The organism is Paraconexibacter sp. AEG42_29 (genome assembly GCF_040581415.1).
In the GTDB taxonomy this organism is placed as follows: domain Bacteria; phylum Actinomycetota; class Thermoleophilia; order Solirubrobacterales; family Solirubrobacteraceae; genus Paraconexibacter.
The window spans coordinates 4671480-4691785 of sequence record NZ_CP114014.1; the positions used below are offsets into that span (position 1 = coordinate 4671480).

The 20306-nt window shown below is 69.5% G+C and carries 18 protein-coding genes; 8 read left to right on the top strand and 10 right to left on the bottom strand.

The annotated features are described in order from the left end of the window. Positions 1-13: 13 nt before the first annotated feature. The 9 genes from DSM112329_RS22690 to DSM112329_RS22730 all read right to left on the bottom strand — a co-directional run bounded on the left by DSM112329_RS22690 (position 14) and on the right by DSM112329_RS22730 (position 11006). On the bottom strand, positions 14-1357 hold the full coding sequence (locus tag DSM112329_RS22690) for an MlaD family protein (protein ID WP_354698831.1): 1344 nt from the start codon (positions 1355-1357) through the stop codon (positions 14-16). After that, positions 1354-2691, bottom strand: coding sequence for an MlaD family protein (locus DSM112329_RS22695; RefSeq protein ID WP_354698832.1), 1338 nt, complete (start codon positions 2689-2691; stop codon positions 1354-1356). Before DSM112329_RS22695 ends, DSM112329_RS22690 begins: the two co-directional genes overlap by 4 nt. Positions 2692-2693: 2 nt before the next feature. Then, positions 2694-4232: an MlaD family protein gene (locus DSM112329_RS22700; protein ID WP_354698833.1), complete on the bottom strand. Its 1539-nt coding sequence runs from the start codon at positions 4230-4232 to the stop codon at positions 2694-2696. 2 nt (positions 4233-4234) lie between these two features. Beyond that, positions 4235-5692: an MlaD family protein gene (locus DSM112329_RS22705; RefSeq protein WP_354698834.1), complete on the bottom strand. Its 1458-nt coding sequence runs from the start codon at positions 5690-5692 to the stop codon at positions 4235-4237. Positions 5693-5707: 15 nt separating this feature from the next. Beyond that, complete coding sequence (locus DSM112329_RS22710; RefSeq protein WP_354698835.1) at positions 5708-7207, bottom strand: MlaD family protein; 1500 nt, start codon at positions 7205-7207, stop codon at positions 5708-5710. Then, positions 7207-8688, bottom strand: a complete 1482-nt coding sequence (locus tag DSM112329_RS22715; RefSeq protein WP_354698836.1) for an MlaD family protein — start codon at positions 8686-8688, stop codon at positions 7207-7209. The genes DSM112329_RS22710 and DSM112329_RS22715 overlap by 1 nt, the downstream gene beginning before the upstream one ends. Before the next feature lie 12 nt (positions 8689-8700). Continuing rightward, positions 8701-9441: an ABC transporter permease gene (locus DSM112329_RS22720; protein ID WP_354698837.1), complete on the bottom strand. Its 741-nt coding sequence runs from the start codon at positions 9439-9441 to the stop codon at positions 8701-8703. Positions 9442-9576: 135 nt separating this feature from the next. Further along, positions 9577-10437 carry an ABC transporter permease gene (locus DSM112329_RS22725; protein WP_354698838.1) on the bottom strand — a complete coding sequence of 287 codons (861 nt, stop codon included), beginning with the start codon at positions 10435-10437 and terminating at the stop codon, positions 9577-9579. 299 nt (positions 10438-10736) lie between these two features. Continuing rightward, positions 10737-11006, bottom strand: coding sequence for a hypothetical protein (locus DSM112329_RS22730; protein WP_354698839.1), 270 nt, complete (start codon positions 11004-11006; stop codon positions 10737-10739). 76 nt (positions 11007-11082) lie between these two features. Between DSM112329_RS22730 and DSM112329_RS22735 the strand changes: the two genes are divergently transcribed. From DSM112329_RS22735 to DSM112329_RS22770, 8 genes are all read left to right on the top strand, one after another. Beyond that, positions 11083-11712: a hypothetical protein gene (locus DSM112329_RS22735; protein ID WP_354698840.1), complete on the top strand. Its 630-nt coding sequence runs from the start codon at positions 11083-11085 to the stop codon at positions 11710-11712. Then, the gene (locus DSM112329_RS22740) at positions 11713-11982 is read left to right on the top strand and encodes a hypothetical protein (RefSeq protein WP_354698841.1); all 270 of its coding nucleotides are present in this window, start codon (positions 11713-11715) and stop codon (positions 11980-11982) included. A gap of 128 nt (positions 11983-12110) precedes the next feature. Continuing rightward, positions 12111-13304: an acyl-CoA dehydrogenase family protein gene (locus tag DSM112329_RS22745; protein ID WP_354698842.1), complete on the top strand. Its 1194-nt coding sequence runs from the start codon at positions 12111-12113 to the stop codon at positions 13302-13304. A 50-nt stretch (positions 13305-13354) separates the two neighbouring features. Further along, positions 13355-15352 carry a biotin carboxylase N-terminal domain-containing protein gene (locus DSM112329_RS22750; RefSeq protein WP_354698843.1) on the top strand — a complete coding sequence of 666 codons (1998 nt, stop codon included), beginning with the start codon at positions 13355-13357 and terminating at the stop codon, positions 15350-15352. Next, positions 15349-16941, top strand: coding sequence for a carboxyl transferase domain-containing protein (locus tag DSM112329_RS22755; RefSeq protein ID WP_354698844.1), 1593 nt, complete (start codon positions 15349-15351; stop codon positions 16939-16941). Before DSM112329_RS22750 ends, DSM112329_RS22755 begins: the two co-directional genes overlap by 4 nt. Before the next feature lie 30 nt (positions 16942-16971). After that, on the top strand, positions 16972-17394 hold the full coding sequence (locus DSM112329_RS22760; RefSeq protein ID WP_354698845.1) for a GFA family protein: 423 nt from the start codon (positions 16972-16974) through the stop codon (positions 17392-17394). Between the two features lie 79 nt (positions 17395-17473). Then, positions 17474-18673, top strand: a complete 1200-nt coding sequence (gene ribB, locus DSM112329_RS22765; RefSeq protein ID WP_354698846.1) for a 3,4-dihydroxy-2-butanone-4-phosphate synthase — start codon at positions 17474-17476, stop codon at positions 18671-18673. 46 nt (positions 18674-18719) lie between these two features. Then, a complete protein-coding gene (locus DSM112329_RS22770) occupies positions 18720-19211 on the top strand; it encodes a flavin reductase family protein (RefSeq protein WP_354698847.1) in 492 nt (163 codons plus the stop codon). 7 nt (positions 19212-19218) lie between these two features. On the opposite strand, the gene DSM112329_RS22775 is transcribed toward DSM112329_RS22770, so the two are convergent. Further along, on the bottom strand, positions 19219-20160 hold the full coding sequence (locus DSM112329_RS22775; protein ID WP_354698848.1) for a hypothetical protein: 942 nt from the start codon (positions 20158-20160) through the stop codon (positions 19219-19221). Positions 20161-20306: the final 146 nt, after the last annotated feature.

Here is a 20306-nt window from a genome sequence, read left to right on the forward strand (position 1 = left end):
CCATAGGCGGAAGCTACTTCTTCTTCGCTGCCGCGTCGGCCTCGATGATCGGGTAGTTGCCGTCGAAGTCCGACAGGCCGGCCGTCTTGGCGATCCCGGGCGGACGGTAGGAGTTGTTGTGCGTGTTCTCGATCTGCGAGACGGCCTGCGACTTCAGCAGGATGTTCGCCGCCTGCAGCATCGCCGGCGAGAACGCCGCGAAGCTGTGCTCACCCGCCGGGCAGGTGCAGCGACCGATGCCGCCGTACTTGTCCCAGAAGATGTTGGACGAGAAGTGCTGGAGCGTGTTGACGACGTCCATGTTGTACGGCTTGAGGAAGGACAGGAACGGGTTCAGCTGTCGCAGCGTCGCCTCGAGCGCCGGGAACGTCGGGTTGCCCGCCTTGGAGAACGAGCGCAGCTGCGTCAGGAGCGGGTCGGCCCGGTCGGTGAACTTCGGCAGCTCGTCGAACAGGCGGTTGGCCTGGTCGGCCGTGGGGCCGAGATCGCGGATGACGGGCGTGAGGTCGCGCAGGGCGACGTTCAGGTCCCGCACGACCGGCACCGCGCGGCCCGAGAAGCCGGAGAGCCGCGTGACGCTGCTCTGCGCCTGGCGCAGCGTGGCCGGGAACTCGGCGAACGCGCTCTTCAGCTGCTCGTCACGCTCGGACACCGCCTCGGCAGTGACCTTCGCCGACTTCAGCAGCGTGGTCAGGTCGGCACGACGATCCGAGATGGCCCGGAAGATCGTGTTGCCCTGCTGGATGAGGTCGCCGACCTGACGGCTCTGGGCGTTGAGGACGTCGGTGACCTGCGTGCCCTTGGACGTCAGCGGCGCGAGGTCGCCGATGAAGGCGTTCAGGTCCTTGCCGTGCCCCTGGAGGCCGCCGCCGAGGGCGCGGAGGTTCGTCGAGATTGCGGCACGCGTGTCCTTGTCGAGCGAGTTGAGGACCTTGTCGATCGGCACCGCTTCCTTGCTGGCGCGGTCCGGCAGCGAGCCCCCGTCCTTCAGCTCGCCGCTCGACGGCGAGCCACGGGTGATCTCGACGTAGTTCTCGCCCACGAGCGTCTTCTGGCGGACCAGGACCGTCGCGTCGTTGTAGATCGGGACGATCTCGTCCTCGAGGTCCATGACCACCAGCGCCTTGGTGCCGCGCGGCTTGACGTCGACGACCTCGCCGACGGTGACACCCGCCGCGCGGACGTCAGCGTGCTTGAGCAGCTGCTGCGGCTCGACCTGGGCGTTGACCGTGTACCGGTTCTGCGCGGTGGGCAGCCGCCCGCCGGCAGCGCCGTAGTAGTAGATCAGGATCAGGAGCGCGCCGAGGCACACGAGCGCCAGGACGAAGACCTTCCCGAACAGGTTGTTGATCTTCATGGGTTCACGATCCTGTCGCCGCCTTGGACCTTGTCTTCGAGGTGGCACGGCACGAAGCGCTTCCACTCGGGTGAGGGGAAGAACTCGCCGAGCGAGTTGAAGTCGACGTTCACGTCGGCGCGGAAGTTCGCCACCGACGAGTTGGCCGGCGCGGGCGTCGCGTCACCGAGCTTCGTCGCCGAGAGGAACCGGCTGACGAACCGTCCGGTGATGTCCAGGCAGGGCACGCCCATCTCGACGCCCTTGTCGAGCTGCGGCGCCTGCGTCCGCAGTTGCTTGAACACCCCGACGAGCGATCGGGACGTCGGCCTGACGGAGCGGGCCAGTGGCCTGAGCTCCCTGACCGGCGTGCGGAGCGCCTGCAGCGCCGGGGTCGCGTCCTTCGCGAACTCGTTCAGGCTGTCCAGGCCGGACGGCAGCTGCTTGGCCACCGGCCGCAGCGACTGCAGGGCCGGGTCGAGGACCTCTTCGGTCGCCCGCAGGTTCGCGAACGAGCTCTTCATCGCCTGGAGCGTCCCGGGCAGCTGCGCGAGCGTCGCGGCGAACGGGCCGTCGTTGTCGTTCAGCGTCCCGAGGACCTCGTCGCCGTGCCTGACGAAGCCGGCCAGCTGGCGGTCCTTCTCCGACAGCTCACCCGCGATCCCGCTGAAGGCGGTGACGAAGCGCTTGAGGTTCTGCCGGCGCTCGGCGAGCGCGTTCAGCACGCTGGTCGCGTTCTCGAAGAACGGCTTCAGCTGCACGAAGCCCCAGCGCAGGTCGTTGCCGCCGTCCTCCAGACCGCGGCCGAGCTGGTTCAGCAGGCTCGCGAGGTTCGTCCGCGTCGGGTCGTCGAAGGTCTGCAGGACGTTGCCGATCTGGACCGGGGAGATGGTCCGCTGGTCCGGGAGCACGTCGTTCTTGCCGAGCTCACCGGCGGCCTTGGTCCCGCGGGTGATGATGTCGACGTACATGTCCTCGAGCGGCGTGATCGGCCGGATCCGGACCTGCGCGTCCTTGTAGAGGGGCGCGTACTTCTTCTCGAGGTTGAGCGTGAGGATCGCGCGGCCGTTCGTCAGCTCGGACTTCTTGATCGAGCCGGCCTTGACGCCGGCGAGCCGCAGCTCGACCCGGCTGGGGACGACGCCCTTCGCGTCCGTGAACGCGACCTTGTAGGGCTCGTACTTCACCCACGGCTTGTCGCCCGCCAGGTTGCGGATGATCTGCGCGCTGGCGAACAGGCCGGCGACCATCAGCAGGACGAACATCGCAAACGGGCCGGAGGCGCGGCGCGCCTCGAGCTTCAGGCGGTCGATGCCCGCCTTCTCGGCGGCAACACCCTTGTTATCGAGCGCCATCTCTAGCGTCCCTTCCTGAGCTTCGTCGCGAGCGACTTGGTGAGCTTGGGCAGATCCTTGAGGAGCTTGTTGCCCTTGATGTACGAGTTGAGCGTCTCGAGCGAGAGACCCTCGACGCCCTCGCCGCGGAGCTTGAACAGCTTCGGGTCCTTGCCGGTCACGGCGCTGGCCATGGCGACCTGCGTCATCGCGCAGGCGAGCTTCGCCTGCGTCTCCGGGTTGAAGACGTCGATCTTGCAGGGGGCGATGTTCAGGGCGTTCGCGCCGGCGGCCGCCTCGAAGTTCGCCATCGCGCCGTAGCGGTCACCCCAGGACGTCGCCGCGCTGGCGTGCGAGGCGAGCGGCCCGATGTTCGTGTAGTTCACACGGTGCGTGGCCGGGTCCTTCGCCTTCAGGAACGGGATGTACTTGTCCTCGGCCAGGGCCAGCGTGTGGTTCAGCGGCTCCAACGCGGGGACGCCCGAGTTGGCCGCGGTCCGCAGGTCGGTCAGCGCGGGCCGCACGTCGTTCAGCGTCGGGCGCAGGTCCGCCAGCAGCGGGCGCAGGACGCGGAGCGTCGTGGACGTCTGGTCCGCGGTCGGTGCGAGCTTGCGCAGCCCGGGCTGCAGCTCGTCGGCGACCGGGTCGACGATGTCGAGCGTCGTCTCCAGCCGGTTCAGCGTCGTGCGCGTCTCGCGCAGGGCGGCCGGTGCCGTGTTGAGCGTGGCGGCCAGGTTGGCCCGCTGCGCGGAGGTGACACCGAGCGCGCCGGCGCCGTTGTCCACCAGTCCGCCGAGGGCGACCTGGTCGCCGGCCAGCTCGCCGAGCGCCTTGCTGGCGTTCGCCACGAGCTCCGGCAGGTCGGTGCCGGGGTCCAGGCCGCGCAGGCCGGGGAGACCTTCCGCCCCCGCCTGCATCGAGCCGACGGCGCCGGTCGAGCCGCCGAACCTGCCGGGCGCGCTTGAGCCACGCAGGCCGTCGGTCGCGCTGCCGATCGCGCCGCGGACGGCTTCCGGATCCGCGAAGCCCTTGTCGAACTCGGTGATCATCGTCGCGAGCGCGGTGCGGCCCTTCGCGTCGAGCGGCTCGAGCGTCGTGTCGAGCTCGACCTGGTCGGTGGTGCGGCTCTTCGGCAGCGTCCCGCCGGCCCACTTCGGTGCGCTGGGCGACCCGGGGTCGATGTCGACGTAGAGGTTGCGGCCCAGGAGCGTCCGCCAGCGGAGGGCCATGCGCAGATCGCTGTGGAGGTCGAGCTTCTGGCCCTTCTTGATCTCCATGGTGACCAGCGCGCCCTTGCCGTCGGACGCACGCTCGATCTTCTTGACCTGGCCGACCTCGACGCCCTGCACGCGGACCGGGGTGTAGCCCGGGCGCACGTTGGCGCCGAAGGCGAACTCGGCCTTGAGCTCCTTGCCGCCCCCGGAGAGGAGCGGCACGCTCGGACGCGTGTAGATCGTGTAGAGGAAGATCGCGGTCAGGGCCACGAAGATGGCGCCCGTGCGGATCGTCTTCGGGCGGTACTGGCCCGGGCGGTAGTCGAACCGGCCTCCGATTTTCGCCATGACTACTTGCCTCCGAAGTTGACGTCGCGGGCCGGGTCAGCCCGGATGTTGGGATCGGTCTCCCAGGGGATGTTCGTCTTGCTGAACGGCTTGACGCCGGCCATCAGGTTGCGCTCGGGCAGTGGCGGCTGCATGCCCGACGCACCGACCTGGTTCTGGCACGGCCCGTAGTACGGGGACGCGTTGACGAAGTTGTCGTACAGGTTGTTCAGCGCCTCGCTGCCCTTGCCGGCCTGACCACCCGTCTGCTCGGGGCGGACCGCCAGCAGCTGGAAGCGGATGAAGTTGTTCGAGGCCGCGTCACCGATGCCGAGGTACTGACCCCAGCTGAGCACGCCGTTCGTGAGCTCGCATGCCCGCGGACTCAGCACCTGCAGCTGCGGGTCGATGTTGCCCAGGAAGCTGTCGACCGCCGGCAGCGCCGGACGCACCTTGTTCAGCAGGCCGAGCGTCGGGTTGACCGCGTCGTTGGCGAGCTGCAGCGTGTCCTTGACGTCGGTCAGCGGCTCCTGCGCGTTCACGAGCAGGGTGTTGGTCCTGCGCAGCGCCGAGGGTGCCGCGCGGAACGCCGGCCGCGCGGTGCGGGCGAGCGTCGCCGTCTCACCGACGAGGCGGTCGACCTGCGGCAGGGTGGACCGCAGCGACGCGAGCGTCGGACGGGCCTGCGCCAGCGTGCCCTGCACGTCCGGCTTCGCGTCGGTGAAGATCTTCAGCGCCTGGGTCTGGGGCCGGAAGCCCGCGACGATGTCGTTCGCGGCGTCGTCGAAGCCCTTCGCCACCTGCGCGCCGTTGCGGATGAACCCGCTCATCTGGTCGCCGGGTCGCGAGGTGATCGCGTTCGAGACGCCACGCAGGCCGGCGAGCAGCCGCGGGGTGTCGCGGAAGGTCTCGTTCAGGTCGTTGCCGCGGCTCGCCGTGCCGTCGCCGAGCTCGCGCAGGAGCGTCGAGGTCTTGGCCCGGGTCTGCGTGTCGAAGGTGCCCAGGACCTCGTCGAGCGCGACCGAGTCCTTGACCGCGGAGCTCTTGATCGTGTCGCCCTCCTGGAGCATCTGCGTCGACGTGCCCGGGAAGATCTCCAGGTAGCGGACGCCGACCGCACTGCGCAGGCGGACCTGCAGCGTGGAGTCGACGGGCAGCGGCTTGAACTTGTCGTCGAGCTTCAGGTCGACGACGGCCTTGCCGTTCTCGACCCGCGGCTCGAGGATCTGGCCGGCGCGCACACCGCTGAGGCGGACCTCGTAGTGGTTCGAGAGGTTGTTCGCGTCCTCGAACTCGGCCTTGATGTTGTAGTAGCCGCGCCCGGGGACGCTGACCGCGGCCTGGTAGCCGATGTAGAACGTGATCGCGGCGAGGATCAGGCCGGAGACACCGACTGCCGCCATGAACCCGCGACCGCGGACGTTGCCGACGGCGCGACCGCGCCGGCGGGGGATCCGCGAACCACCTGAGGAGTTGCGCATTCTCGTAGCCATCGTCTACTGCCCCATGAGGTAGTCGAAGAGGCGGACCGCATCCGAGCCGGTGTCGGTGGGTGTCGCCCCCTGCTTTTTGCCCTTGAGCCGGTCACCCAGTCCGGGCACCAGCCCGTTCAGGGTGTTCTGGACGGTCTCACCGACCTGATCGCCGGCCGCCTTCACAGCGGGGAGCACCTTGTCGGTGGTCTCCTTGAGCTTGTCGGTGAGCTTCTTGACCGGGTTGTCCGACGGAGCGGCCGCCTGGTCCTGCGGCGTCTCGGTCGTGGTCGGCGTCTCGGGCGCCGTCTCCGGCGTCACGTCCGCGGACTTCTTCTTCGTCGCCGGCTTGTTCAGGTCGACGTTCGTGAAGTTCTCGATCGCGTTGTCGATGTACTCCGTCGCGATGTTGAGCTTCGCCCCGATGAAGTGGCCGATGCCGTCCCGGTCGCGCAGACCCAGGTTCAGGTTGTTGATGAAGTAGAAGAGGTCGTTCCAGGCGCGACGGTCCAGCTGCGCGAGCAGCGGCGAGGCGAGGTCGAGCTGCTCCTTGGCGTTCTGCATCGTCGGCTGCAGCGCCTTCACCGTCGGGGTGGCCCCCTTGGCCAAGCGCGTGAGCGCCGGGCTGACGGCCTTGGCCTTGTCGAGCGCGGGCCGTGCGTCCTCGGCGAAGTCCGGGATCGTCTCCAGGGTCTTCTTCAGGGGCGCGGTGGTGTTCCGCAGGTCGACCGCGGCCGGCCGCAGGTCGATCGCGGCGGCGTCGAGGTTGTTGAGGGTCGAGCGCAGCTGCACGAGCGTGCCCGGGGCGTTCTGGATCGTGCCGGCCAGGTCCTGGCGCTTCTGCGCGACGACGTCGAGCGCTTCGCTGCCCTGACGGATGAGGTTGCCGAGGTCGTCGCGGCGGCCGTTCACGAGCGTGGCGACGTGGTCGGCACGCTTGATGCCGGCCTTCATCGCGGCGTTCTCGTTGCGGACCTGCCGCAGGAGCTTCGTGGTGTCCTCGATCGACGGCGGCAGCTCGGCGAGGAGCTTGTTGAAGTCCGTGCCGCGTCCGTTGAAGGCGACGCCGACCTCGTTGATGAGGATGCCGAGCCGCGTCCGCGTGTCCGCGTCGAGCATGTTGAGGACGTCGTCGAGCTCCACCGGCTGGGCGGTGTCCTTCTTCGGGATCGTGTCGCCCTTGCTCAGCGGCTGGCTGCTGTCGCCGCCCTTGATCTCGGCGTAGCGCTCGCCGAGGAGGTCGGTCGGTCGGACGTTGACCTTCGCGCCCTTGCCCAGCGGCCACGCGCCCTCGTCGATCTCCAGCGTTGCGATGGCGGTGTCGTCGTCGCGGACCTCGAGGTCCTTGACGACGCCGGCCGGCACGCCGTGGATCTTCACGGACGAGTTCTTGCGCAGGCCGCCCGCGTTCACGAGCTCGGCCTTGACCGTGTACTTGTCGTCGCTCCCCGACATGGCGAAGAGGACGACCGCCGCGAGGACCACGACGAGCGAGAGGATGCCGTTACGCGTCTGCTTGGACATCACTTACCGCCCTCCGCCTTGAACTTGGCGATGTTCTTCGCGGACTCGGGGTCCTTGAAGGGATCGAGGTTCTCCTTCGTGTAGCCACACTCGGGAATGAACTGCGGCTTGCCGGCGCTGTAGCCGGGCGGGCGCGGGAACGCGTACTGCTTGATGTTCCCCTCGCCGGCCGAGAAGGTCGACGAGTCCGTGACGCCCGGGATCTGCGCGAACTCGGCGGAGCTCGTGCTGAGCTGCGGCTGGGCGCGCAGGCCGTACTGGACGATCTTGTCCTGGCCGTTGACCTTCTCGATGCGGCCGCGGAACATCGGCGGCGCGGTCGGGTCGACGATCGAGTCCAGGCCGATGAACTGGCCGTTCTTCAGGTCGTACGTCTGGTGGGACGTGGCGAGGCCGACGAAGGCACCGCCGAGCTCCGGCGCGTACGGCCGGATGCAGGCGACCATCGGGGCGAGGTCGGTCAGCACGCTGGAGGCGCGCGTGACGGTGGGCGTTCCCGTGCGCAGCAGCTGCGTGATCTTCGGCGCGGTCTTCGTACCGGTCTGCAGCGTCTGGACGGTGGTCGGGACGATGCTGCGCAGGTCGGCGAACGCCGGGCGTGCGGCCGCGGCGAGCGGGACCAGCGCCTTGGCGCCGGGGCGCAGCGCGGTGATCAGGCCGTCGAGGTTGTCGATCGAGCCGTCGACACGACGGAGGCTGGAGCGCGCCTGGGTCAGGGTCGGGGTCAGCTCGGCGATCGAGTCCTGCGTGCCCTTCGTGTTCGCGGCGAAGGTGGCGAACGTCCGCGCGGCGACGGTGACCAGGTTGCGGACGTTCTCGTCGCGGCTGGCCAGGGTGCTCGTGGCGCGGTGGCCGTTGCGGACCAGGGCGCGCAGGGCGAACGTGTCGGTCGCGAGGTCGCTGAGGACGTCGGTCGCGGCGCCGGTGCCTTCCGGAGCGTTCTCGAGGATCGCGCCGACGTCCTTCTCCTTGTCCTTGAAGGACGCGCCCATCCCCTTCTGCCAGCTGGTCAGCGAGCCGCGGACCTTCTTGTTCAGGGTGTTGAGCACCAGGTCGACGTCGACCGCGGGCTGCGTGTCGGCCGTCGGGATGATCCCGTCCTGCTTGATCTCGGGGTTGGTCGCCGGCCCGGGCTCGAGGTCGAGGCGGCGCGTGCCGGACCCGATGGTCGTGCCCCAGCGGCTGATGACCTTGGTGCCCTCGTGGAGCGGCCAGTACTTCTCGTCGTTGATGCCGATCTCGACGAGCGACTTGCCGTCCTTGTACTCGACGCTGCCGATCTTGCCGACCTCGATGCCGTCCACCGAGATCGCCAGGCCGGGCACGAGGTTGAACGCGCTCGAGAAGTTGGCCTTGATCTGGTGCTCGGTCTTGCGGGTCCCCATGACCCACAGCACGAACCAGATGAAGACGGCAGCGAAGACGACTGCCCAGGGGTTGTCGAGCAGCCACCCTACGGGGCTGCGGCGGTCCTTCGTCATGTCGATTTGCTCCTAGCCGCCGACGGGGATCTTGGGGTTGACGCCCCAGAAGAAGAACGTGAAGCCTTCGTTGAGGACCATCGTCAGGACGAGCGCGACAACCATGCTCTTCGCGGTTGCTGCGCCGACGCCGACGGGTCCGCCCTTGGCTTTGAAGCCGTAGTACATGGCGGCGATCACGATCGACACCCACATGATCAGCGTCTTCACGTAACTGAAGATGATCGAGGTCAGATCGGTGAACGACCAGTGCACCGACTGCCACGTACCAGAACTGATTTCTCCGATCTGGCCGAGGATGACGAAGATCTCACCGAGGTAGAACGTCGCCAGGCCGATGATGAAAATCGGGGCCGAGACGAGGATGTTCGCCAGAAGGCGGGTGCCGATGAGGTACCGCATCGGGTTGATCCCCAGCGACTCCATCGCGTCGATCTCGTCGTTGATCCGCATCGACCCAAGCTCAGCCACGTAGCCGCAGCCGATCTTCGCGCCGACGAAGTAGGCGAACATGAACGGCGTCGCCTCACGAATCGGACACAACGCCGAGAACACACCCGCGTACGACGATGCGCCGTAGCCGCGGAGGATGTACACCGACTCGTTGCCGCACGTCAGGCCGAACGTGAACTGCATCGCCAACAACACCAGGGCGGACCCGGTGATGAGCATGCCCAGCTGCCGCAGCATCTCGCTGAAGTACCGCAGGCTGCCGGGGATCTCCACGAACGCCCGCCCCGCGAACTGGGCCATCTCACCAGCCTCGGTCAGGATGTTCCTGACCGGCTCTGAGAACCCCTTCGCCAAACGGCTCGAGGCTTCGCTGCCGCCGGCACGCTGCCGACGGTACGGGGAGGTAACGGTAGAAGCTTCCATAGCTCTCAGCCCCTATCGCAACGTCGCCGTCTCAGGGAACGCCCCGAGCAGCAACGAGTTGAGCAAGTAGTTGTAGACGTAGATCAATGAGAACGCCACGACCACGGCCTGGTTGACCGCGCGGCCGACACCCGCCGATCCGCCCTTGGCGTTCATCCCCTTGTAACAGCAGACGATCGCGATGATGAACCCGAACGTCAGCACCTTCAGACCGTTGAACACGATCTCCGCAATCGTGAAGTTCGACCCGAACGTCGCCACAAACCCCGCCGCGGTCTCCTTCCACACCGTCATGTTCGCCACCATCTGACCGACGATCGAGATCAGCGTGTTCCAGTAGTTGAACACCACCGTCATCAACCCCAGCGCCAGGAACCGCGGAACGATCAACGACTTGATCAGATCCGTACCCAGCACCGCGAGAGCGTCCAGCTCATCCCGGATCTTCCGGGCACCCAGATCAGAACAGATCGCGGTGCCGGCCACACCGGCGACGACCATGCCGTTGATCCACGTCGCGAGCTCCCGGATCGACGCCATGATCGCGAACGACCCCAAACGATCCGTCGTCGCCAAAGTCGCGATGATCGACCCGCCCGTGATCCCCGGAGCGCCCCAGGAGAACACGGCGGTGCAGAACATGCACGGAATGAACGCCCGCTTGACCACCAGCCACGACTGCTCGATGAACTCAGGCCCCCACGAATACGGCGGCGTGAACATCGACACGATCGTCTGACCCGTGAGCATGATCATGCCCGCGAGCTGCTCCAGCCAGCCGAACGGACCGTTGCCGAGCGTGGGCTTGGGAGCCGGGCGTACGCCGGTCCCTGTCCCTACCCCAGGTCCTGTGACTACTTCTTGCGTGGCCATCTACCTCTCCCTTGCCCTGACGGGCGTCCAGCGCGGTCTTCAGGCCGACCGGGGATAGACGTACCCCTGGTCGGTAGGGCGAGCCTAGGTCGCGGGGGTGGACGGACGCCATACCCCCTGCGGGTGGTACCCCTCAACCTTTGGGGTACATGAAGGGGGAGTAATCCGCCGAAATACCCCATGAACACTGGGTTTCTGGCCTAATCCCGAGCTAAAGGCAGGGCCCTGACAGGTCTACCCCCTCCGTCGACCAGACCGCCGGCGTCGCGTGGACGCCGGCTCGGGGAGCGCCTCGGCGTCTACCGGGACGGGCGGGGGTGCAGCGCCTGCATGAGCTCGTCGCGCAGCGCCTCGAGCTCGCTCGTCGGCGGCATCGCCGGCCCGCGGCGGGGCGTCACGCAGGTCGGCTCCCAGCCGGGGACCCGCGCGCTGAGCTCGACCTCGAGCTGCCCGATCTGGCGCAGCAGCTCACGCCGCATCGGGCCTTCGTCGATCGGGTCGGGGGCCGCCGGGGGCGCCGGTGGGGCGCCCGCGTCGGACGGCGGGATGGTGCGCTCGCGCGTGGTCATGAGCTGCTTCAGACCGTGGCACGGCGACGCGCCAGATGCAAACCGGTCGGCGCGGCCCCGCTACGCTGCGCTCCCCATGGACCAGGGAATCGGCGTGATGAAGGTGGCGGTGTCAGACGCCGTACGCGCAGACTTCCCCCGGCTCCAGCTCTGGGTCAGCTGGGTCGCGGTGCCGCCCGGCAAGAAGAGCTCGCCTGCCCTGCGTGAGCATCTCGCCGACGTCGACGACCGCGTCAAGGGGTTCGCCGTCGGCTCCCTCCGCCTGGACCCCGTCGCGTCGGCGTACCGCGCGTTCGCCCGGCAGATCGGCCTCGACCCCGACGCGGACCGCAACCCCCTCGAGCGGCTGGCCGTCGAGCGCCTCACGGTCGGCCGGCTGGCGAGCGGCGGCCCGCTCGCCGACGCCATGACGGTGTCGATGCTCGAGACGGGCATCCCGCTGTGGGCCATCGACTCCGAGCAGACGAACGGCTGGCTGCGCGTCGACGCCGATGAGCGCGGGACACTCGTCATCGCCGACGACAAACGCTCGCTCGTCCCGCTGCTGGCGACGCCCGGGACGGACCTCGCGCCCGCGATCCACCGCCGCTCGCCATCGACCGCGCTCGTCTACGCGCTGCAGGTGGGCAAGGTCCCCACGCCCGCGGTCGAGGAGGCCTTCTGGCACCTGAGCGCCGCCGTCGCCGACCGATCGCACGTGCGCTAGATGCTCCCCCTCGCCATCGGAACCCTCGGCCTCGGGTTGACCGTCGTGGTCATCATCGTCGTGCTGACCGCCATCGGCATCGTCCGGGCCCGCGGCAACAAGAACAGCACCTTCCTCGAGTGGGACCCGATCGACCGCACGGCCTGGCGCCGCGAGGTCGACGACGCCGACGTCGTCCACATGCTGGCCGAGCACAACCAGCGCCGGGCCGAGCGCGGCCTGGACCCGCAGACCATGGAGGAGTACGTGGAGCAGCTCAGGCGGCGCTGACCCGCCGGAGCGGGTACGCTGCGGCGGATGGAAAATCCGAACGAGCATTCAAAGTCCCCCCGAAGTAACCCCCTTCTCCCCCACCGGGTGAGGATCCGGGCGACGGGGACGGAGTAGCGTCGAGCGCCATGACCCCCGACGTCGCTTCTGCGGGCCCCTGGTTCGCGCTCGGTGAGGACCACCAGCACATCGTCGAGCAGGTCGAGCGGTTCGCGAAGGACCGCTTCTGGCCGCTCCAGCAGCGGATGGACGACGACGAGTGGTGGCCCGAGGAGGTCTTCCCGTCGTTCGGCGCGGCGGGCTACCTCGGCGTCACCGCACCCGAGTCCCTCGGCGGCGCCGGCCAGGACTTCTTCAGCTCCGCGCTCGTCATGCAGGCGCTCTCGAAGTGGAACCCGTCGATCGGCCTGGCGGTCCTCGCGCACGAGAACCTCTGCCTGAACAACATCCTCCACAACGCCAGTGCCGAGCTGTGCGAGCGGTACATCCCCGGCATGAGCGACGGCTCGATCGTCGGCTGCCTGGGCCTGACCGAGCCCGGCGCCGGGTCGGACGCCCTGGGCTCGATGCGCACGACGGCGAAGCTCGACGGCGATCACTACGTCCTCAACGGCTCCAAGCTCTACATCACGAACGGGCCGATCGCCCAGGTCTGCCTCGTCTACGCGAAGACGAACCTCGACGCCGGCGCGCACGGCATCACGGCGTTTGCGGTCGACTGCGACACGCCCGGGTTCGAGATCGCCCAGAAGCTGAAGAAGATGGGCATGCGCGGCAGCCAGACCGCGGAGATCGTCATGGACGACTGCCGCGTCCCCGTCGAGAACGTCGTCGGCGAGGTCGACAAGGGCGTCCGCGTCGTCATGTCCGGCCTGGACCTCGAGCGCATCGGTCTCGCGTTCATGATGATCGGGATGTGCGAGCGGGCGCTCGAGCTCTCGATCGAGTTCGCGCAGTCCCGCGAGCAGTTCGGTCAGAAGATCTCGCAGTTCCAGTTCATCCAGGGGATGGTCGCGGACATCTACGCGGAGACCGAGTCGCTGCGGTCCTTCTGCTACCAGGTCGGCGCCGAGGCGACCGCCCTGGAGGCGAGCGGAGCCGACAAGAAGCACCTGAGCAAGCGCGCCGCCGCGTGCGTCCTGCAGGCCGGCCTCGTCCTGATGCGCTGCGTCGACCGCGCCGTCCAGATCCACGGCGGCGGCGGGTACATCTGGGAGACCGAGGTCAACCGCCTGTACCGCGCCGGCAAGCTGCTGCAGATCGGCGCCGGCACCAACGAGGTGCGCCGCATCATCATCGCCCGCGACCTCCTCGGCCGCTAGCACCCCGTGCCTTCCCCCCGTCCCGCCGTCGCAGGAGCAGGAGCAACGCCATGAGTCTGAACGCCGTGCTGATCGCCAACCGCGGGGAGATCGCGGTCCGCGTCATCAAGACCGTGCAGAAGCTCGGGTTGCGGGCGATCGCGGTCTACTCCGACGCCGACGCGGCCGCGCCGCACGTCCGGCTCGCCGACGAGGCCGTGCGCCTCGGCCCGGCGCCCGCGGGGCAGTCGTACCTGTCGGTCGAGAAGGTCCTGGAGGCAGCCCGCACCAGCGGGGCGGACGCGATCCATCCCGGCTACGGCTTCCTCTCGGAGAACGCCGGCTTCGCCCGTGCCTGCGTCGACGCCGGCCTGACGTTCATCGGCCCGTCGGGCGACGCCATGGAGGCGCTGGGCGACAAGGTCAGCGCGAAGGCCGTCGCCGACAAGGCGGGCGTGCCGGTCCTTCCCGGCCTCAGCCGCCCCGGCCTCACGGACGACGACATCATCGCCTTCGCCGACGCCGAGGGCGACGGCGTCTTCCCGCTGATGGTCAAGGCCGCCGCCGGTGGCGGCGGCCGCGGGATGCGCGTGGTGAAGGACCGCGCCGGCCTGCCCGAGGCCCTGGGCGCCGCCCGCCGCGAGGCCGTCGCCGGCTTCAGCGACGACACGCTCCTGGTCGAGCGCTACGTCCCCCGCTCACGGCACGTCGAGGTGCAGGTCGTCGCCGACCAGCACGGCGGCGTCATCCACCTCGGCGAGCGCGAGTGCTCGCTGCAGCGCCGTCACCAGAAGGTCGTGGAGGAGTCGCCCTCCCCGGTGATCTCCCCGGAGACCCGCGAGAAGATGGGCTCGGCCGCAGTCCAGCTCTTCCGCGAGGCGCAGTACGTCGGGGCGGGGACCTGCGAGTTCCTCGTCCCCTATGAGACGCCCGACGAGTTCTTCTTCCTCGAGGTCAACGCGCGCCTGCAGGTCGAGCACCCGGTCACCGAGCTGGTCACCGGCCTGGACCTCGTCGAGCTGCAGCTGCGGATCGCGGCCGGCGACCCGCTCGGCATCGCGCAGGAGGACGTCACCCTCACCGGCCACGCGGTCGAGCTGCGAATCTGCGCGGAGGACCCGTCGTCCGGCTTCCTGCCCGCGACCGGCACGCTCGTCGACTACATCGAGCCCGTCGGCGACGGCGTCCGCGTCGACAGCGGCGTCGGCCGCGGCTCGGTCGTCGGCAGCGACTACGACTCGCTGCTCGCGAAGCTCATCACCTACGCCCCCGACCGCGAGACCGCGCTCGACCTGGCCGTCGAGGCCGCCGGCGGCCTGCACCTGCTCGGCGTCACGACCAACACGGGGTTCCTCGCCCGCCTGCTGCAAAGCGAGGAGGTGCGCGCGGGCGACATGGACACCGGCATGATCGAGCGCGGCATCGCGGCCGTCGGCCCCACGCACGACGACGTCGTCGGTGCCGCCGTCGCGCTCGCGGTGATCGAGACCCTCCTGATCCACGAGGCCGGCGCCGCCACCGGCGACCCGTGGGACTCGCTCGTCGGCTTCCGCATCGCCGGCCCGCGGCCGGTCGAGGTCAAGCTGTCCGCGCCGTCGCTCGACGAGCCGCTGCTCGTGCAGGTCGCCGGCCCGCCGTCGGCGCTGACCGTCACCGTCGCCGGTGAGAGCGCACCGGCCGCGGCCGAGCGGACGGGGCCTGAGAGCGTGTCCATCCGCATCGCCGGGTGGCGGAGCGAGTGGCACCGCGCGGCGAGTGGCAAGCAGCGGTGGGTGGCCAGCGGCGCCGACGCGTTCGCGTTCACGCTCGTGGAGCCCGAGGTGCTGGGGGCCGACGCCGCAGCGGCAGGCGCCCTCGAGGCGCCGATGCCCGGCACCGTGCTCTCGGTCCGCACCGAGGCCGGCGCCCACGTCAAGGAGGGGGACGTGCTCGTCGTGATCGAGTCCATGAAGATGGAGCTCGCGCTCACCGCTCCCACCGACGCCGTCGTCGAGGCCGTCCACGTCACCGAAGGGCAGTCCGTGCGCCAGGGCCAAGCCGTGGTCGAACTCGAGGAGGAAGAGTCATGAGCAACGTCCTGCGCTCCCACGCCGTCCCCGGCTCCGAGGAGTTCGTCAAGAACCAGGAGGCCCACGCCGCGCTCGCGGCCGACCTGCGCGAGCAGATCGACGTCGTCCGCGCCGGCGGCGGGCAGAAGGCGGCCGACCGCCACACGAGCCGCGGCAAGCTGCTCCCGCGCGACCGCGTCGAGCAGCTGCTGGACCGTGGCTCGCCGTTCCTGGAGCTGTCGACGCTCGCCGCCCACGGCATGTACGACGACGGCGCCCCGGGCGCCGGCATGATCACCGGCATCGGTCGCGTCAGCGGCCGCGAGGTGATGATCGTCTGCAACGACGCGACGGTGAAGGGCGGCTCGTACTACCCGATGACCGCCAAGAAGCAGACGCGGGCACAGGAGATCGCGCTGCAGAACCGGCTGCCGTGCGTCTACCTCGTCGACTCGGGCGGCGGCTTCCTGCCGCTGCAGGACGAGCTGTTCCCCGACATCCGCGGCTTCGGCCAGTCGTTCTACAACCAGGCGAACCTGTCGGCCGAGGGCATCGCGCAGATCGCCGCGGTGCTCGGGTCCTGCACCGCCGGCGGCGCCTACATCCCGGCGATGTGCGACGAGACGGTCATCGTCAAGAACCAGGGGACGATCTTCCTCGGCGGCCCGCCGCTCGTGAAGGCGGCGACCGGTGAGGACGTGAGCGCCGAGGACCTCGGCGGCGGCGACCTGCACACCAAGAAGTCCGGCGTCGCCGACCACCTCGCCGCCGACGACACCGAGGCCCTGGCGATCGTGCGCGAGATCGTCGCGTCGCTCGGCACCCGCGACACGCAGAACCCGCCGTGGCAGCGCCTGGCGCCCGAGGCCCCGGCTGTCGACCCGTCCGAGCTGACCGGCGCCGTCCCTGCCGACCTGCGCACGCCGTACGACCCGCGCGAGATCATCAGCCGGATCGTCGACGGCTCGCGCTTCCACGAGTTCAAGGCGAACTACGGCTCCACGCTCGTCACCGGCCTCGCGCACCTCCACGGCCACCAGGTCGGGATCATCGCCAACCAGGGCGTGATCTTCAGCGAGTCCGCGCTGAAGGGCGCGCACTTCATCGAGATGTGCGACCAGCGCGGCATCCCGCTCGTCTTCCTGCAGAACATCACGGGCTTCATGGTCGGCCGCGAGGCCGAGGAGGGCGGCATCGCCAAGCACGGCGCGAAGATGATCTCCGCCGTCTCGACCGCCCGCGTCCCGAAGCTGACCGTCATCGTCGGCGGCTCGTTCGGTGCCGGCAACTACGGCATGAGCGGCCGGGCGTACTACCCGCGCTTCCTGTGGATGTGGCCGAACGCGCGCATCAGCGTCATGGGCGGCGATCAGGCCGCGAACGTCCTGGCGACCGTCGGCCGCGAGACCGACCCCGAGAAGATCGAGGCCGGCAAGCAGAAGATCCGCGACCAGTTCGAGCGCCAGGGTCACCCGTACTACGCCAGCGCCCGCCTCTGGGACGACGGCGTCATCGACCCGCTGTCCACGCGCGACGTCCTGGGCCTCGCGCTGTCCGCCTGTGCGAACGCCCCCCTCGGCGAGCGCCGCAGCCCCGTCTTCCGGATGTAAACCACCCCCAACGCAGCAGGAGAGAGAGTCATGGGCAAGATCGAAGGTGGGTGCCTCTGCGGCGCCATCACATACTCCAGCGAGGCCGAGCCGATCCTCACCGGCATCTGCCACTGCACCGACTGCCGCAAGCAGTCGGGCACGGCCTTCTCGATCAACCTCGGCGTCCCGAAGGACGAGCTGGTGATCACCGGCACGCCGAAGACGTTCGACACGATGGGCACCGACCGCGGCGCACCCGCGCACCGCTCCTTCTGCGGCGACTGCGGCTCACCGATCATCTCGGTGCTCGGCGACGCGCCGGACATCGCGTTCATCAAGGCGGGGACGCTCACCGACCCGTCGTGGGTCGAGCCGGAGCTCGAGCTCTGGGAGGAGTCCCGCCTGCCCTGGGTCGACCGCGTGGAATCGGACGAACGCGGGTACTTCCCGCGCGGCCTGAACACCGACTGACCCCCGACCGCCCCCTTCGGGGGGTGCCACTGCACCCCGGGGGGATGATCCGGTGTCCCCCGGGGTCCATGCTGTGTCCATGAGCCCGTTCAGCACGATCGAAGCGGCCCTGGACGACATGCGCGCCGGGAAGATGGTCGTGGTCTGCGACGACGAGGATCGCGCTGACTCGGACCCGCCCGCCCACCTGACGTTGGCCGCGCAGTTCGCGACGCCCGACGCCATCAACTTCATGGCGACCCACGGGCGGGGCCTCATCTGCCTGGCGATGACACCCGAGCGCTGCGACGACCTCGGCCTGCCGATGATGACCGACGCGAACGGCTCGACCTTCGAGACCGCGTTCACGGTGTCGATCGAGGCCCGCGTCGGGACGACGACCGGCATCTCCGCCGCCGACCGCGCCCGCACCGTCCAGGCTGCGGTCGCCGCCGGCGCCACGGCCGCCGACATCGTCTCCCCCGGCCACATGTTCCCCCTGCGCGCCAAGCCGGGCGGCGTCCTGGAGCGGACCGGGCAGACCGAGGCCGCGGTCGACCTCGCGCGCCTCGCGGGCCTCACGCCGGCCGGTGTCATCTGCGAGATCATGAACCCGGACGGGACCATGGCGCGCGTCGACGACCTGCGCAGCTTCTGCACCGAGCACGGCCTGAAGATGATCACGGTCAAGGACCTGATCGCCTACCGCCGCCGCAACGAGCAGCTGATCGAGCGCGTGGTCGAGACCACGATGCCCACCGCGCACGGCGTCTTCCGCGCGATCGGCTACCGCGACCTCGCGACCGGGGCGGAGCACATGGCCCTCGTCCGCGGCGACGTCATGGGGCGGCACGACACGCTCGTCCGCGTCCACAGCTCCTGCATGGCCGGCGACAAGCTCGGCTCGGCGGCCTGCGGCTGCGCGAGCAAGCTCGACGACGCGCTGCACCGGATCGACCGCGAGGAGGCGGGCGTCATCGTCTACTTCGAGCAGCCGGGCCTCGGCTGCCTCGGCGAGGCCGCGGAGGGCCACCTCCCGAATCCGGGGGCGACGCCGTTCGACGAGCTGCGCGAGTTCGGGATCGGCGCGCAGATCCTGGCCGACCTCGGGCTCGGCTCGATCCGCCTGATGACGAACCACCCCAAGCGGATCCGCGGCCTCGAGGGCTACGGCCTGACGCTGAGCGACCAGGTCCCGGTGGGCCCGGCGTCGCCGGCCCGCCGTCCCCTGCCGCCGGCCGGCCTGCCGCTACTTGAGATGGACCTGCTCGACGAATGGCGTGACGGGTGTGCGGCATGACGGCACACTGTCCACGTCGGCAAAGCCAGAACGAGAGGATGTACCGATGACGATCGTGCCGCAGTCCTGCACCAGCGCCATGTTCGGCGACCTGATGGCCGAGCTGCCCGCCGGCGTGGCCGTCGTGACGGTCGGCGACGGCGGAACGCCGAAGGGCCTCGTCGTCACGAGCCTCACGGCCTACACGGCGAACCCGCCGTCGATCCTCGTCTCCGTCGCGCACACGTCGCGCTCCTACGACTCGCTGCTCGCGGCCAGCCACTTCGGCGTGCACGTACTGCAGGTGGGCCAGGACGAGGTCGCGGGCAAGTTCGCCAGCAAGGACGAGGACAAGTTCGCGGGCATCGACTGGGAGTGGGACGGCGACGTCCCCAAGGTCAACGGCTCTCTCGCTTACCTCAAGTGCGAGACGTCCAAGGCGTTCCACCACCTCGATCACACGGTGCTGATCGGGGAGATCGGCGACGTCGACCGGGACGAGGCCGCCGAGCCCATGCTGTACCTGCGCCGGCGCTTCGCCTGGCGCGTCTCCGGCTGAGCGCCCGTCAGGAGGTCTCGAGCCGTGGCGTGAAGCGCCACAGCTCGATCGCGTGCTCGATGCGCTCGACGATCGCCTCGACCTCGACGACCTGCTCGTGCTCGAGCGGTCCGCCGGCGATGGCGGCGACGATGCGATCGGTGTCGTTCGCCAGCTCGTCGAAGTCGACGCCGATGTTGCCGCCGTCCAGGTCCCGCAGCTCGAGCTCCAGCAGGTGCACCGCTGCCCGCACCTGCAGCGCGGCGGCGCGCGTGCGCCCGTGGTCCAGGTCGGTGTAGGCGCGCAGGAGCAGGTCCTCGCCCTCCAGCACCGAGGCGCGCCCCGCGAGCACGTTCGCCGTGGTCTCCGACGGCGCCAGGCGCTCCTCCCGGCTGGCCTTCAGGCCGAGCGGCAGCGGCAGGACGGCGGCACGCGTGAACTTGCCGTTCGGGAGGGACTCGGTCGTGCCGTAGCCGATGCGCGTGGTCCGGGAGTCCCGCTGGGCGACCTCGCGGACGTACGGGTCACGCGAACCGGCCCGGTAGGCGCGGATCGCGCGGTTCAGGACGAGGAGGCCCTCGGCGACCCACGCCTGTTGCGCGTCCTCGTCGACCGACAGCTCGAGCAGCTCCGCGTCCGCGACCTTGCGATCGAGGGGGCGGGTGCCGCGGATGAAGGTGGCGAGCAGCAGCGGCACCTCGGCCGGGCCACTGTCGACCTCGGCCTCCTTGGCCTTCCGCCGCAGCTTCGGGATCCGTGCCGGCGCCACGTCGACGCTGATGGCCAGCACGTCGGCCGTGCCCTTCTGCATCGTCTGGCCGGACAGCTGCTGTCGGCGCGTGAGGGCGTCGCTGCGGAGGGCCGCGCCCGTCGAATCCACCGAGCTCGGGTGAGCGACGATGTAGCGTCCGGCGTGCGGGCCGATCGCGTGCGTGAACTCGAACTGCACGGCGAGGAATGACGACGCCATGGGGCGACTGTACCCCCGCGAATGAGGGGTGACCCACCAAAGGTGGAGAGAAGTACCCCTACGAAGGCACGCCAGGTCTGGTCCGCGGAGAGGATGATCATCCAGCTTGCATTGCCGCGAGGAACGATCGCCAGAGGAGAGCAGCA

What these genes read in the sequence shown, in the direction of transcription:
- DSM112329_RS22730 (WP_354698839.1), bottom strand. Translation starts at nt 11,006, where the DNA reads ATGACCACGCGCGAGCGCACCATCCCGCCGTCCGACGCGGGCGCCCCA.
- DSM112329_RS22750 (WP_354698843.1), top strand. Translation starts at nt 13,355, where the DNA reads ATGAGTCTGAACGCCGTGCTGATCGCCAACCGCGGGGAGATCGCGGTC.
- DSM112329_RS22720 (WP_354698837.1), bottom strand. Translation starts at nt 9,441, where the DNA reads ATGGCCCAGTTCGCGGGGCGGGCGTTCGTGGAGATCCCCGGCAGCCTG.
- DSM112329_RS22745 (WP_354698842.1), top strand. Translation starts at nt 12,111, where the DNA reads ATGACCCCCGACGTCGCTTCTGCGGGCCCCTGGTTCGCGCTCGGTGAG.
- DSM112329_RS22775 (WP_354698848.1), bottom strand. Translation starts at nt 20,160, where the DNA reads ATGGCGTCGTCATTCCTCGCCGTGCAGTTCGAGTTCACGCACGCGATC.
- DSM112329_RS22740 (WP_354698841.1), top strand. Translation starts at nt 11,713, where the DNA reads ATGCTCCCCCTCGCCATCGGAACCCTCGGCCTCGGGTTGACCGTCGTG.
- DSM112329_RS22715 (WP_354698836.1), bottom strand. Translation starts at nt 8,688, where the DNA reads ATGACGAAGGACCGCCGCAGCCCCGTAGGGTGGCTGCTCGACAACCCC.
- DSM112329_RS22700 (WP_354698833.1), bottom strand. Translation starts at nt 4,232, where the DNA reads ATGGCGAAAATCGGAGGCCGGTTCGACTACCGCCCGGGCCAGTACCGC.
- DSM112329_RS22755 (WP_354698844.1), top strand. Translation starts at nt 15,349, where the DNA reads ATGAGCAACGTCCTGCGCTCCCACGCCGTCCCCGGCTCCGAGGAGTTC.
- DSM112329_RS22690 (WP_354698831.1), bottom strand. Translation starts at nt 1,357, where the DNA reads ATGAAGATCAACAACCTGTTCGGGAAGGTCTTCGTCCTGGCGCTCGTG.
- DSM112329_RS22735 (WP_354698840.1), top strand. Translation starts at nt 11,083, where the DNA reads ATGGACCAGGGAATCGGCGTGATGAAGGTGGCGGTGTCAGACGCCGTA.
- DSM112329_RS22705 (WP_354698834.1), bottom strand. Translation starts at nt 5,692, where the DNA reads ATGCGCAACTCCTCAGGTGGTTCGCGGATCCCCCGCCGGCGCGGTCGC.
- DSM112329_RS22770 (WP_354698847.1), top strand. Translation starts at nt 18,720, where the DNA reads ATGACGATCGTGCCGCAGTCCTGCACCAGCGCCATGTTCGGCGACCTG.
- ribB (WP_354698846.1), top strand. Translation starts at nt 17,474, where the DNA reads ATGAGCCCGTTCAGCACGATCGAAGCGGCCCTGGACGACATGCGCGCC.
- DSM112329_RS22725 (WP_354698838.1), bottom strand. Translation starts at nt 10,437, where the DNA reads ATGGCCACGCAAGAAGTAGTCACAGGACCTGGGGTAGGGACAGGGACC.
- DSM112329_RS22760 (WP_354698845.1), top strand. Translation starts at nt 16,972, where the DNA reads ATGGGCAAGATCGAAGGTGGGTGCCTCTGCGGCGCCATCACATACTCC.
- DSM112329_RS22695 (WP_354698832.1), bottom strand. Translation starts at nt 2,691, where the DNA reads ATGGCGCTCGATAACAAGGGTGTTGCCGCCGAGAAGGCGGGCATCGAC.
- DSM112329_RS22710 (WP_354698835.1), bottom strand. Translation starts at nt 7,207, where the DNA reads ATGTCCAAGCAGACGCGTAACGGCATCCTCTCGCTCGTCGTGGTCCTC.